This window comes from Hymenobacter nitidus, assembly GCF_020447315.1.
Classification (GTDB): domain Bacteria; phylum Bacteroidota; class Bacteroidia; order Cytophagales; family Hymenobacteraceae; genus Hymenobacter; species Hymenobacter nitidus.
In genome coordinates, this window is the sequence record NZ_JAJADQ010000009.1 from 107,475 (window position 1) to 121,607 (window position 14,133).

The following is a 14,133-nucleotide window of genomic DNA, read 5'->3' on the forward strand; positions in this document are numbered from 1 at the left end:
ATCAAAAAAGCGTATTCATCAGGTTAAAATACATTCCGATATATATTGTGTTTTACGGACCTGAAGCGTAAAGCCCCAGCCCGGCCGCCGGATGCTTGCTGAATCGGTTTAGGAAGCCGGAAGCTGCTTTTGGGGCCGCGGCTCTGTTTTGCGGCGTCACGCACGGCCCACGCAGAAATTAAACTCCCGATTGGAAGCCAGCAAAACCCGCCGGACCTTGCGGCTTTTCCTTCCGGCCTCTTTCTCCGCCTCTTTCATGGTTCACCTCATTGGCCTTTCCGGCAAGCGCGGCAGCGGTAAAGACACCGTGGCCCGCCTGATTCAGCAGCTGCAGCCCGAGCGCAACTGGCAGATTATGTCTTTCGGCGACGCTATCAAGGCCGTGTGCGCCACGCTGGCCGGCGAAAGCACCCAGCCCTACTACAGCCAAACCGGCAAGGCCGAGCTGCTGCCCGATTTTGGCCGCACCCGCGGCGAGATGCTGCAACAGGTGGGCGCCGCCCTGCGGGCCTGGGACTACGAAATCTGGGTGCAGGCCTTCTTTGCGCGGCTGCCGCCCGGCCAGTGCATCCTGGTGCCCGACGTGCGCTTTCCCAACGAAGCCCAGCCTATCCTGGACCGGGGCGGCCTGATGCTGCGCGTGGAAGGCGACCCGCTGCGCCAGCAGGGCGACGGTACCCGCGACGACAACCACCCCAGCGAAACGGTGATGGATACTTACGGGCAGTTTACCACCGTACTGCACAACGTGGGCTCCCGCGTAGCGCTGGAACAGCAGGTGCGGGCCCAGGTGCTGCCCCTGCTGTAAGCCGGTAAAGCCGATTGTGTGTGAACCGCATTTCAATCAAAGTTTGGAACCGCCTAGATATGTTGCAAAAGCCTATTGCGGCGGAAATCAGCGCCTCGGCCCCAGGGCGGCGCCGGTGGGTGGATATTCACTACGAGTTGAACAGGCAGCCATCCACAGGTCCCCAGCCGCCCCAGCATCTGTACTGTATTATCGACCGGGAGTTTGATACGGCCCTGCTGGAACTGTATGCGCCTGATGGGGACGAAGACCTGGCTCTTATATGTGAAAACGATTACCACGTAGCCGACGAACCCCAGCTGTATGCGGTATTGACTGAGCTTGGCATTGACCCTGGTTCGTTTGATGCTCCCTGGAATGTAGCGCATCCCGTACTGTAGCGCCCGGCTTATCCTGCTTACCTTTGCCCTACCACTCCTTCGAAAACATACCTCCAACTCCTCCCCCGCTATGGCCAACGGCTTTTTCAACGTCCCGACCCCGATCAACGAACCCGTCAAAGGCTACGCGCCCGGCTCCAAGGAGCGCGCCGAGCTGCAGCAGGCCCTGAAAGACCTCAAAAAGCAGCAGGCTGACATTCCGATGCACATCGGCGGCCAGGAAGTCCGGACCGGCAAAACCCAGAAAATCAGCCCGCCCCACGACCACCAGCACGTGCTGGGCCAGTTTCACGAGGGCGACGCCTCGCACGTGCAGCAGGCTATCGATGCGGCCCTGGCAGCCCGTGAGAACTGGGCCGAACTGCCCTGGGAGCACCGCGCCTCTATCTTCCTGAAGGCCGCCGAGCTGCTGGCCGGCCCCTACCGGGCCCGGATTAACGCGGCCACCATGCTGGCCCAGAGCAAGAACGCCTACCAGGCCGAAATCGACGCGGCCTGCGAGCTGATCGACTTTTTCCGCTTCAACGTGTTCTTCATGCAGGAAATCTACAAGCAGCAGCCCGAGAGCCTGCCCGGCATGTGGAACCGCCTGGAGCACCGCCCCCTGGAAGGCTTCGTGTTTGCCCTGACGCCCTTCAACTTCACCTCCATTGCCGCCAACCTGCCCGCCTCGGTAGCCATGATGGGCAACGTGGTGGTGTGGAAGCCCGCTAACACCCAGATCTACTCGGCCCAGGTGCTGATGGAGCTCTTCAAGGAAGCCGGCGTGCCCGACGGCGTTATCAACCTGGTGTATGTGGATGGCCCCACCGCCGGGGAAGTTATCTTCAACCACCGCGACTTTGCCGGTATCCACTTCACCGGCTCGACCGGCGTATTCCAGAACATCTGGAAGACCATCGGCCAGAACATTCACAAGTACAAGAGCTATCCGCGCATCGTGGGCGAAACCGGCGGCAAGGACTTTATCCTGGCCCACCACTCGGCCCACCCGCGCCAGGTAGCTACCGCCATTACCCGCGGCGCCTTCGAATACCAGGGGCAGAAATGCTCGGCCGCCTCGCGCGCCTATATTCCCAGCAACATTTGGGACGAGGTGAAGGGCTACGTGCAGGAAGACCTGAAGTCCATCAAGATGGGCGACGTGGAGGATTTCTCCAACTTCGTCAACGCCGTGATTAGCGAGGCCTCCTTCGACAAGCTGGCCAAGTACATTGATGCCGCCAAAGCCGACGACTCGGTGGAAATCATTGCCGGCGGCAACCACGACAAGAGCAAGGGCTACTTCATCGAGCCCACGGTGATTGTAACCAAGAACCCGCAGTACGTGACCATGTGCGAGGAGCTGTTCGGGCCCGTGCTGACCCTGCACGTCTACGATTCGCAGGAGTTCGAGAAGACCCTGGACCTGGTGGACGGCACCTCGCCCTACGCCCTGACCGGCGCCATCTTCGCCCAGGACCGCTACGCCATCGACCTGGCTACGAAGAAGCTGGTGCACGCGGCCGGCAACTTCTACATCAACGACAAGCCCACCGGCGCGGTAGTTGGGCAGCAGCCCTTCGGCGGCGCCCGCGCCAGCGGTACCAACGATAAGGCGGGCTCCATGCTGAACCTGCTGCGCTGGGTGTCGCCGCGCGCCATCAAGGAAACCTTCGTGACGCCCGTCGACTACCGCTACCCCTTTATGGGCGTCGACACCGGCGAAAACCTGAACGTTACGGGTCAGGGCGGCTTCTAAGCTGATGGGATTGACGCATGAAAAAGGCCGCTTCGGATTTTCGGAGCGGCCTTTTTTGGTTAGATGACAGGCTAGCGTGGGGCATTCCGGAATAAGCCGCAACTTGTTTGCATGAAAGCGTATTGGCTATTTTTATTTCTTGGGCTACTCTGCGCGGGCTGCTCCGCCCCGCAGCCGCACCATCTGCCTGACTTGGATACGTATAAGCAGCAGGAAGATTCGGTACTGGTGGCAATATGTGGTCAGGTCCTGAACCACGGATTCTTTTGGCAGCGGCTTACGGCCAACACCGATACCCTGGCACTGTGTGATTCACTACAGTTTCCTGCTCCATTGCCAAGCCGGGAAATATAGCGCCTGAAAACGGATTCTCATTTACCACCCCGTTTCCTTACGCTCCTAACCGATACTACAAACTGGTCTGAAGCCCGCACCTCCGTCATCCACCCTCCACTTCAGGCTATGAGTAGGCATTTGGCTTTTACGCCAAAGCTTATTGCTCCCAGCAGTTACAAGGAGAATAGGTACCGCCTCTCCCGAGTCGTTTTCAACCAGAATTTCACCCTAGCTTATTTCCGGGCTACGTGGTCCGACCCAGGTGGTGGAACTATGCAATATGTTATATGCCAGAAGGAAAATGGCCATTGGGTCGTGAAGCTGCTGGACCACTGGAATTCTTTCAAAATCTGAGGTCATCAAAAAGGCCGCTCCGAACTTCTGGAGCGGCCTTTTTTCATGCGTGAAGAAAGATAAACCTACTCCACCAGTATAGTCACGGCCTGCCCGGAGTAGCTGACGGTTTGGCCCGTGGTTTTGGTAAGGTCGGCGGGCACGGGGCGGGCTTTGCTGACGACCACCACCCGAAACGTGCGCTGCGTGACCATGCCGGGAAACGCCCCCTTCCGCGCCCCGATGGTCAGGGTTTTGGCCTGCTCGTCGTAGCGCAGCGGAATGGTGGCAAACGCGCCTTTTTCGTAGTTGTAGTTCACGTCCTCGTCCTCGTAGAGCGTAAACTGCCCGTCGCGGCCGGTGTAAACGTAGAGCGTGAGTGGGTCGGCGGGCTTTTCGGCGGCGTACTGAATTTCCGGGCCGAAGGGCAGAATGGCGCCTTCGGGCACGAAGAGCGGCATGCGTTCCAGCGGGGCGGCTTCCACAATCTGCCGGCCGCCGCTCTGGTGCTGACCGGTGTAGAAGTTGTACCACCCCGTGCCGGCCGGCAGATACAGCGGCTTCTCGCGGGCCTGGTACTCGGTGATGGGACTCACGAGCAAGCTGGGGCCGCACATAAACTGGCTGCCGATGCTGCGCACGTTGGGATCGGCGGCGAAATCCATTTGCAGGCCCCGCATCAGGGTGTAGTCTTCGTGGTGCACCCGGCCGGCCAGGGAGTAGAAATAGGGCATCAGGCGGTAGCGCAACTGGTCGTAGTAGAGCATACTTTGGTAGGCCGGGTGCGTCTCCGGCGCGATATTGAACATTTCGCGAAACGGATACTGCCCATGCACCCGAAACAGCGGACAGAAGGCTCCAAACTGAAACCAGCGCGCCTGCAGCTCCCGCCACTCTTCCAGATCAGCAGTATTGGGCTTTTCATAGCGGCGCTCCACGGCAAAGCCGCCGATGTCGGTAGTCCAGTACGGAATGCCGGATAAGGACAGGTTCAGGCCGGCCGGAATCTGGTTTTTAAAGTCTTCCCAGCGGGAACCTATGTCGCCGCTCCAGATGGCCGCTGCGTAGCGCTGGGAGCCGGCGTAGCCCGAGCGGGTCAGCAGAAACACGCGCTGGTTGGGCGCGGTCTGGCGCTGACCCTCGTAGATGCCCTTGGCATTCTGGAGCGGAAAGCCGTTGAAATACTGGGTGGCCGAGCCTAGGAAAGTAGGGGTCATGAGCTCCTTGCGGGTAGCTACTGAGGTATTGGAGTAGATGTCGGGCTCGGAGGCATCCATCCACCAGGCGTCGATGCCTTTGGTGAAGAGCTTGGTGTTCATCAGTTGCCAAAACGCCTGCCGGGCCCGGGGGTTAAAGGCATCGTAGAACGTGGAGGTGTAGCCGGGCGCAATCCAGTCCTTGGTGCGGTTGGCCACGTTGCGCGGGTAGAGATAGCCCTTGCTTTGAAAGTCGCGGTAGACCGGAATGCCCTCGTAGAACTTGGCCCACACCGAAATCATGAAGTGCAGGTTGTGCTCGTCGTGCAGGGTTTTGATGAGGCCCTCCGGACTAGGGAAGCGGCTGGGGTCAAATTCCTGGCTGCCCCACTCGGCCGGCTTCCAGTACGACCAGTCGAGCACGATATTGTCGATGGGAATCCGGCGGCGGCGAAACTCGGCGGCTACGGCCAGCATTTCCGGCTGAGTTTTGTACCGCTCCCGGCTTTGCCACAGCCCCAGGGCCCAGCGCGGCACCATCGGGGCCTTGCCCGTGAGCTGCCGGTAGCCGCTGATAACTTCGTCCAAATTCCGGCCGTGCACGAAGTAGTAATCCAGGCTGGTGCCGGCTTCGGAAGCCAACCCGTATTCGTGCTGGCGCTGGCCCGGCAGCGGCCCCAGCCACTTCAGCCCGATATAAGATTCGTCACCGTCGGGGTTCCACTCGATTTTAATCGGGTATTTCCGCCCCGCTTCCAGGTTGAGGGCCACTACCGAAGTGCCGGGGTTCCAGGCCTGCCGCCACTTATCGACCTGTAGCTTGCCGTCGAGGTAGAACTTCACGTAGCCGGCATTCTTGAGCAGAAAGTGGTGCAGCCCAGCCGTGCCCGATTCAATGGATCCTTCCCACGCAGCCAGCGTTTGACCGAGCTTAAGGCCCGCCGGGAAGTTTTTCTGGTCTTCCAGGTACTCGTAGTTCAGTACCGATTCGGGCCGTTGCACGAGTATTTCCGCGGGCTTGTCCTTGCGGACGTACGTGGCCGTGAGCCAGCCCTGGGTGCCGTCTTTGGCATACAGCCTGAGGCTAGAGAGTGGCTGGTAGTCACGCGTATCCCCGACTTTGGTAATGGAATAATTGTCCCAGAGCAGGCCGTAGTTGCGGCTCGACACGAGAAAGGGCACGGCCACGTCGGTGTTGTTCTGGGCCAGTTCCACCTGCTGGCCGCGGTAGTTCATCGTGCCGTTCTGGTGCTGGCCCAAGCCGTAGAGCCCCTCTCCTTCCGCCGAGTCGAAGACCTGCTCCAGCTGGTAGAGTGGCTGCCCGTCGGCCACTACAGGCCGGAAGGTTTTGCCACCGCCGGGCCGCTCCCGCAGAATAACGCGGCCCTGCAAATCGGTGAAGCTAACCTCGCCGGTACTCAGCGAAACCGTGGCCCGCAGCGTGCCGGTGCTGATGGTGCCGAGGGCTTTCTTTTCCCGGTACTGCCACTTCACGGCGGCAGGCGGCTGCGGCACGACCATTAAACTGGGCCCGGCGGCAATGACCTCCTGCGGACTGGCCTGCACGCGGATAATTCGGTCAGATACGACCTGCAGACGCACCGTGCGGGTTTCGTCGTCGTGGCGGCGGGGCAGGTGCACCTCAATGCCATCGGCCAGCCGCTGCACCGTAGCCTTTTGGGCCCGGGCAACGACTGGCAACAGGCCAGTGGCCGTTAGCAGAAATACGCGGAAATAAGATTTGACCATAGAAAGCGGATAATCACACGGGCCAAAAGGCCGGTTTCTGCCGCGCGACAAGCAAACAAGGGCTTGCCCCGCGGCGGAAAACGGGTAATTGCAGCTGGTTTACAGGGTCACGTTGCCGCTGAGGCGGATGTCGCGGGAGGAGCTGCCCACCAGCACGTCGAACTTGCCGGGCTCCAGCACCCACTGCTTTTTGGCCTCGTCGTAGTACTGAAAGGCGTTCGAGTCGAGGTTCACCGTCACGGTTTTCGACTCGCCGGGCTTGAGGAAGACCTTGTCGAAGCCTTTGAGCTCCTTTTCGGGGCGCTTCACGGCGGCCTGCTCGTCGTGCACGTACACCTGCACCACTTCGGCCCCGGCGGTTTTGCCGGTATTGGTTACTGTGAGCTTCACCGTGGCGCTCTGGTTGCCGGGGGTTACTTGCAGCTTGTCGTACTTGAAGGTGGTGTAGCTCAGGCCGTGGCCGAAGGCAAACTGCGGGGCCACTTTGTAGGTGTCGAAGTAGCGGTAGCCCACGAAGATGTCGTCCTTATAGAACTGCTTGAGCGGGTTGCCGGGCGTGCTGGGGTATTCGCCCAGCTTGTGGGCCGGCGAGTCTTCCAGCTTCACGGGAAACGTCAGGGGCAGTTTACCCGAGGGATTCACGTCGCCAAACAGGATGTGGGCCAGGGCGTTGCCGCCTTCCATACCCGGGTACCAGGCTTCCACAATGCCTTTGGCCTGCCCGGCCCAGGCCGATACGTCAATCGGGCCGCCGCCCATGAGCACCACCACCGTGTTAGGGTTGGCTTTGAGCACGGCCTTCACCAGCTCATCCTGCCCGAAGGGCATGTTCATGTCAGGCTTGTCCACGCTTTCGGCGTCGTAGGCGTTTTCATCCCACTTGCTATAGTCGAAGCCGTGAATCCAGCCACCCACGACGATGGCCACTTCCGCGGCTTTGGCGGCGGCTACGGCTTCGGCAATCAGCTTGGCATCGGCCTGCTGGCCCCGGGCCACCTTGTAGCCGGGCGCGTACGTAATTTTAGCCTTGGTGCCGAGGGCGTTTTTCAGGCCCTGCAGGGGCGTTATTTCATATTTGGCCTTTACCTGGGCACTGCCGCCGCCCATGGCGTTTTCGCGGGTAGCATTAGCCCCGATGACGGCCACGCTTTTCACCGTTTTCTTCAGGGGCAGAATATTGCCGTCATTTTTGAGCAGCACGATGCCTTCCTCGGCTACTTTGAGGGCCGTGGCCTGGTGCTCCTTGCTGTTATAGGCGCCGGGCTTGCGCTTGGCCCCGTCGAGCATGTTGGTGGCGTACATCACCCGCAGAATACGCCGTACTTTCTCGTCGACCAGCGGCTGCAGGCTGGGGTCTTTCTTCACGGCTTCCAGGGCCGGATTGGCCAGAAAAAATCGGTCGTATACCGTTTCGCTGAGCTTGGCCTGGTTGATGCTGCCCGAAGTCTGGGACGTGCCCTGGTAGGCCAGCACCAGGTCGGTACCCATTTCCAGGTCGGTGCCGTTGCGCAGGGCGTTCATCGTGTTGTGCACCGAGCCCCAGTCACTCATCACTACTCCGTTGAAGCCCCACTCCTTTTTGAGAATGTCGTTCATCAGGTAGGCATTTTCGGTAGCCCAGGTGCCCCGAAACTTGTTGTAGGAGCCCATCAGCGTATTCACCCCGGCTTCCTGCACGGCGGCCTTGAAGCCCGGCAGGTAGATTTCGCGCAGGGCCCGTTCGCTCATATCCACGTCGATGTCGTTGCGGTGGATTTCCTGGTTGTTAGCCGCGTAGTGCTTCACGCAAGCCGATACGCCCTGGTCCTGCACACCCTTGATGTAGCCCACCACCATGCGCGACACCAGAAACGGGTCTTCGCTCAGGTACTCAAAGTTGCGGCCGTTCAGCGGGGCCCGGATGATGTTGATGCCCGGGCCCAGAATGACGTCTTTGCCGCGGTAGTTGGCTTCGGCGCCCAGCACGGCGCCGTAGGCGTAGCCCAGGGCCGGATTCCAGGTCGAGGCCAGGGTGTTGTTGGTGGGCAGGTAAGTACCGGCGTCGTCTACGCCTTTTTGGGCCGTCCAGCCCCGGCCGTGCTCAAACCGCACACCGTGGGGCCCATCGGAGGTTTCGAGCTCCGGAATGCCGAGGCGCTCCACGCCGCCCGAATTAAACGACGACACGCCGTGGATCATCTTGATTTTCTCTTCCGGGGTGAGCTTGCTGAGCAGGGCATTGACCTTGTCGTCGTTGGCCGTGAGGCGGGCCTGCTGGTTTTCCTTGGGCGCAGGCTTCTCGGTTGTCGGGCCCGACTTGCTTTGGGCAACGTAGATGCTCATCATAGCGGAACAGACAGTGGTACCCAAGAGGGCCACCAAGCGGGGGAATTTGTAGAGCATAGAAGTAAAGGGTAAGAAGGTAAGCGGAAAGACTGTGGCCCAGCCGGTAGCCAGGCCGCCGACGGGGAAAAGCAACGCCCGTTGCCGGACGCTACTTTTCCCATCAAACGGGACCAGCCAGGGTTAGTAGCCGGGGTTCTGAGTCAGGTTCGGATTCACGTTGCGCTCCGACTGCGGAATGGGCAGCAGGTTGTTGAAGTCCTGAATGGTTTTGCCCTGGGCCCGCATCGTTTCCACGAGCTTGCCGGTGCGCTTCAGGTCGTACCAGCGGTCCATTTCGAAAGCCAGCTCGTAGCGCCGCTCCCGCAGCACGGCGGCGGCAAAATCGGGGGTGGCGGCCGTCAGGTCCTTGGCCGAGGGCGAATTGAGGGGCAGGCCAAAGGCGCGGCGCCGCACCTTGTTGATGGCCTCCAACCCCTCGGCATTAGGCCCTACGGCCTCAGCCAGAATCAGGTACACCTCGGCCAAGCGCAGCACCGGCACGTTCAGGGGCGAGTCCCAGTTGTTCACGTTCACGGTGCCCACAAAGAACTTGCGGATGTTGAAGCCAAACGGGTCCCCGACGAGCGAGGCGGGCTGCACCTGCCCGTCGGGGTATTTGTCGCCGGGCACGAACACCGTGGGGCCCTTGCGCAGGTCGCCGGGCTCGAAGCCGTCCACAAACTCCTTTTCCGGGATGTTGAAGCCATAGCCGCCCGACGACACCACGTACGGGTTGCCAAAGAAACGGGCGCCCCAGAACTCGTTCATCACCGAGCCAGGTCCGTCGGTGGTATAGCTGCTCAGGCCGTTCTTGAACTGCACTTCGAACAGCGACTCCTGCCCGTTCTCGTTTTCTACCTTGAAATTGTCGCCGAAGTTGGTCCACAGGCTTTTGCCGGAGCCGGCAATAACGGCCCGGGCCTGCACAGCAGCCTCCGACATTTTCTTCTGGGTCAGATACACCTTGGCCAGCAGGCCGGTAGCCGACCATTTGGTGGCCCGGCCCACGTCGTCGCCGGTGTAGGAGGCGGGCAGCTTGGCAATGGCGTCGAGCAGGTCTTTCTCAATCTGGGCGTACACCTGCGCGGCGGGCGTCCGGCTCAGGCCGGCCGCTTCGGCGGCCGTGGCGGGCGGGGCCAGCACCAGCGGCACGTCGCCGAAGCCGCGCACGAGGTAGAAGTAGTAGAGGGCCCGCAGGAAGGCCGCCTCTCCCAGGCAGCGGTTCTTGATGGCGGCGTCCATCTCAATGGCCGGCACGCGGGTCAGCACCTGGTTGGCCTGCCCCACGCCCAGGTAGGCCCGTTGCCAATGACTGGTGGTTAGCGGGTTGGTGGCCGGAATGGTGAAGTTGTCGAGCTGCTGGAACTCGATACCGTCGGCGGCCCCGCCCCCACCGAGGTAGGAATTGTCCGACATCACGTCGCCGATACCCCAGAGCGAGTAGTTGTACATCCCGTTCTGGCTCAACTGCGAGTAAACGGCGTTAGTGGCCTGAATGGCGTCGTTCTGGGTTTTGTAGAATATTTCGGTCGTCACCGCATTACGGGGCTGCAGATCCAGGAATTCCTTGCCGCAGCCGCTGAGCAGGCCCAGGGTGCCCAGGGCCAGCAGCAGCGCGTGTTTGGTAAAATGTGGAGTAGTCGATTTTGGGAACATGGTCGTCAGATTTGAGGGAGGGAAAAGGCAACTCGGCGGCCTGGGCGCTTAAAAGCCGATGTTGATGCCGGCCAAAAAGGTGCGGGCCTGCGGATACACGCCCCGGTCGACGCCGAAGCTGCCGCCCTGATTGCCCAATTCGGGGTCGAAGCCCTGGTAGTCGGTGAACGTCAGCAGGTTTTGGCTGCTCACGTAAATGCGCACCCGCTGGGTATAGATCTTCTTGGCCAGATCCAGGGGCAGGGTGTAGCCCAACGTGAGCAGCTTCACCCGCAGGTAAGACCCATCCTCCAGGTAATGCGAGGAGATGCGCAGGTTCTGGTTGGGGTCACCAGCCACGGCCCGCGGAATGTCATTACTCGTGTTTGCGCCGGTCCAGCGGTCCAGCGTAAGGCTGCTGGCGTTGGAGGCGCCGTACAGACCGCCTTCGGTGTAGTAGCGGTTCAGATTGTAGACATCATTGCCCTGGGAGCCCTGCAGGAAGATATTCAGGTCAAAACCCTTGAAGCCCAACGTGTTGTTCAGGCCGTAGGTAAAGTCCGGGTTCGGGTCGCCGATAAACGTGCGGTCGTCGGCATTAATAACCCCGTCCCCGTTCAGGTCCTTGAAGCGGATGTCGCCGGGGGCCGTACTCTTAGCGGGGTCGGTGCCGGCCACCTGCACGGCGTGGTTTTTCACGTCTTCCGGGGTCTGAAACAGGCCGTCGGCCACGTAGCCGTAGAAGGAGCCGAACGGCACGCCCGCCTCGTAACGGACCAGATTGCCGCCGCCCCGGGTATTCTGCCCATCGAAGGGCTTGCCGGCGCCGAGCGAGGTAATTTCGTTGCGGTAGGCACTCACGTTCAGCGAAGTCGACCAGCTCAGGCCGCCGGCTTCCCCCACAAAGTTGTTGGAAGTAATAGCCAGGTCGATACCCCGGTTGGTAGCGGCGGCAGCGTTGGTATTAATGCTCTCACTGGTACCCGACACGTAGGTTACCGGCACGGCCGCAATCAGGTTGGGCGAGGTACGGCGGTACAAGTCAACTGAGCCCGATAGGCGGTTTTTCCACAAGCCGACGTCGATACCCACGTTGATCTGCGCGTTGTTTTCCCAGCGCAGGTCCGCGTTCTGCAACCGAGTGGGGGCTCCCCCAATCACCTGTAGCTGGCTGCCGGTGCCAAACACGTAGCCCGTGCCTGGCACCCCGTTGTTCGACTGCGGCGTCGAGTTGACGGTAGTCAGGTAGGCAAACGTACCCGCGTTGAGCGGATTGCCTACCCGGCCGTAGCCCGCGCGCAGCTTCAGGTTGCTGATGGCGGCGTTGTCTTTGAGGAATTCTTCCTCCGACAGGCGCCAGCCAGCAGAAGCCCCGGGAAAGAAGCCAAACTGGTTGCCGGGCGCAAAAGCCGAGGAGCCGTCGTAGCGCAGAATGGCTTGGAACAAGTACTTCCCGGCAAACTCGTAGTTGGCCCGCCCGAAGTAGCTCGCCAGCCGGGTCCGGCTGTTGCCCCCGTTATTGCTGAGCTGGGAGTTTACCGGTCCCCGATCCAGAATCGTCAGGTTGTTGGTGCTGTAGCCGGTGCGAGCCCCCCCGAGGTAGAAATTGTCGAACTGCTGCGCCGACTGCCCCAGCAGCAAGCTGAACTGGTGGTTGTTGCCGATCAGCTTGTCGTAGGTCAGCGTGTTTTCAATCAGGTAGCTCGGGCTATAGTTGGAGCTGCTGTTGGCCGTGGCCTGCGAAGTAGGGTATTTGGAAGAGCCCACAATAGACGGGAAGAACTGGTCGCCCTGCAAGAACTGCAGGTCGGTGCCTACGTTGGTGCGCAGGCGCAGGCCTTTCAGGGGCTCCAGCTCGGCGTAGAATGTGGACGTGACCCGGTTGCGGTTGTTCTTGATCTGGGGCCGGCGGGCCGCCGTCACCGGGTTTTCCTCCCCGTAGTTGTCGGCACTGGTAAATTCGTAGTACGTCCCGTCGGGGTTGAAGGCTGGGGCCGTGGGCGGGGCCTGCAGCGCCAACTGGATAACGCCCGAAAACTCGTTGTTTTCGTTGTTCAGAGGCTGTTCTTCCTGATGAGTCAGGCCCAGCGTATTGCCGATTTTGAGGGCTTTGCTGAGCTGCACTTCCCCATTGGCCCGCAGCGTGAAGCGCTGAAAGCTGGAGTTGATAATCGTGCCGTCCTGCTGAAAATAGCCGGCACTGGCGGCGTAGCGCGCTTTTTCACTGCCCCCCGTGGCCGACAAGGCGTAGTTCTGAATCTTGGCGGGCCGGAAAATCTCGTCGAGCCAATTGGTACCCGTTCCCAGCGCGCCGGGGTTGGCGTACTTCGGAATTACGTCGAGGCCTCCGTTGCGCCGGGCTTCGTTGTTGAGTTGGGCAAACTCCTGGGCGTTGAGCATATCGGGTTGCCGCCACACCTGCTGGGTGCCTACGTAAGCATCCAGGTTGATGCTGGACACGCCGGCTTTGCCCCGTTTGGTGGTCACAATCACGACGCCGTTGGCCGCCCGTACCCCGTAAATGGCCGTGGCTGAGGCATCTTTGAGCACGTCGATGCTTTCGATGTCGTTGGGGTTGATGCTGTTCAGCTCGTTGCCCGTGGCATTGCCGTTGCCATCTACCGCCGAGGGCAGCGGGAAGCCGTCGACTACGTACAGCGGCGAGTTGTTGCCGGCCGAGGTGATACCACGCACCCGAACCGACGTCCCCCCTGTTCCGGGCGAGCCGGAGTTCGACACCACCTGCACACCCGCCGCCCGGCCCTGCAGGGCCTGGGCCGCGTCGGCCACGGGCTGGGCCGCCACATCCCTCCCCGATACCGAGGCCACCGCCCCCGTCACGCTTTGCCGTTCCTGCGTGCCGTAGCCCACGACCACTACTTCCTTCAGCGCCTGCGCATCTTCGCTGAGGGTAATATTGAAGCTCGTGCTGGCTTCCGTTACCGGTACTTCCCGGCGCGAATAGCCAACAAAGCTGAAGACCAGTACGCTCCCTTCGGGCACTTCCAGGCTGAAGTTGCCAGTAGCATCGGTACTAGTACCCAAGGACGAGCCCTTCACCACGACCGTGACGCCCGGCAGCCCCTCGCCATTGGTTTGGGTCACCCGGCCGGCCACCCGGATATCGGCCTGAGCTAGGGGCTGCTGGCTTGTACCGGGTCCGGACCGCAACGGTGCTGCCGAGGACACAAACGTTTGCAGGCTACTCGCAGTAAGCAGCACCGCTCCTTGTAAAAGGATTTTCCTGTGTGATTGTGAAAGCATAGAGGTGGGATTTTAAATGGGAGTTAGTGGACAAAGCAGGCAAAGAGGTGCCAGCCAAAAGCGGATAGGCTTTTGAATTAGGGGCAGAGTGGAACAGAAATAGATAATAGTATCGCCGGAAAGTTCAATCCTTCGATAAGCAAGGGCACACTGATTCAGGTCAGGAAATTCTGACCATTGCATACAGGCAAACAGGTGCGGGAGGGCCATTTCAGGCCCTAAAAGGCTGTGCTCGACCTCGGCTTCGTAAACTCAGGAGTCAGTCGGGCAGCTAAAAACCGGCGGCTGTGCCAGTCAGCAAGGCGGCCTCAGAGCGGAAATAATACT

General features: G+C 60.7%; 7 protein-coding genes. 3 read left to right on the forward strand and 4 right to left on the reverse strand.

All coding sequences use genetic code 11. The features are described 5' to 3' along the window. Positions 1–256 precede the first annotated feature (256 nt). The 3 genes from LGH70_RS17045 (at position 257) to pruA (ending at position 2,929) form a co-directional block, all read left to right on the forward strand. Positions 257–808: a nucleoside/nucleotide kinase family protein gene (locus LGH70_RS17045; protein WP_226188033.1), complete on the forward strand. Its 552-nt coding sequence runs from the start codon at positions 257–259 to the stop codon at positions 806–808. A gap of 59 nt (positions 809–867) precedes the next feature. Next, on the forward strand, positions 868–1,188 hold the full coding sequence (locus LGH70_RS17050; protein ID WP_226188035.1) for a hypothetical protein: 321 nt from the start codon (positions 868–870) through the stop codon (positions 1,186–1,188). Positions 1,189–1,258: 70 nt separating this feature from the next. Beyond that, positions 1,259–2,929 carry an L-glutamate gamma-semialdehyde dehydrogenase gene (gene pruA / locus LGH70_RS17055; protein ID WP_226188037.1) on the forward strand — a complete coding sequence of 557 codons (1,671 nt, stop codon included), beginning with the start codon at positions 1,259–1,261 and terminating at the stop codon, positions 2,927–2,929. A gap of 755 nt (positions 2,930–3,684) precedes the next feature. Here the strand turns inward: pruA and LGH70_RS17060 are convergent. The 4 genes from LGH70_RS17060 to LGH70_RS17075 all read right to left on the reverse strand — a co-directional run bounded on the left by LGH70_RS17060 (position 3,685) and on the right by LGH70_RS17075 (position 13,713). Further along, the gene (locus tag LGH70_RS17060; RefSeq protein ID WP_226188038.1) at positions 3,685–6,543 is read right to left on the reverse strand and encodes a TIM-barrel domain-containing protein; all 2,859 of its coding nucleotides are present in this window, start codon (positions 6,541–6,543) and stop codon (positions 3,685–3,687) included. 99 nt (positions 6,544–6,642) lie between these two features. Next, positions 6,643–8,925: a glycoside hydrolase family 3 C-terminal domain-containing protein gene (locus tag LGH70_RS17065; protein WP_226188040.1), complete on the reverse strand. Its 2,283-nt coding sequence runs from the start codon at positions 8,923–8,925 to the stop codon at positions 6,643–6,645. A gap of 123 nt (positions 8,926–9,048) precedes the next feature. Beyond that, positions 9,049–10,563: a RagB/SusD family nutrient uptake outer membrane protein gene (locus LGH70_RS17070; RefSeq protein WP_226188041.1), complete on the reverse strand. Its 1,515-nt coding sequence runs from the start codon at positions 10,561–10,563 to the stop codon at positions 9,049–9,051. A gap of 48 nt (positions 10,564–10,611) precedes the next feature. Further along, positions 10,612–13,713, reverse strand: coding sequence for a SusC/RagA family TonB-linked outer membrane protein (locus LGH70_RS17075; protein ID WP_226188043.1), 3,102 nt, complete (start codon positions 13,711–13,713; stop codon positions 10,612–10,614). Between the last annotated feature and the right edge of the window lie 420 nt (positions 13,714–14,133).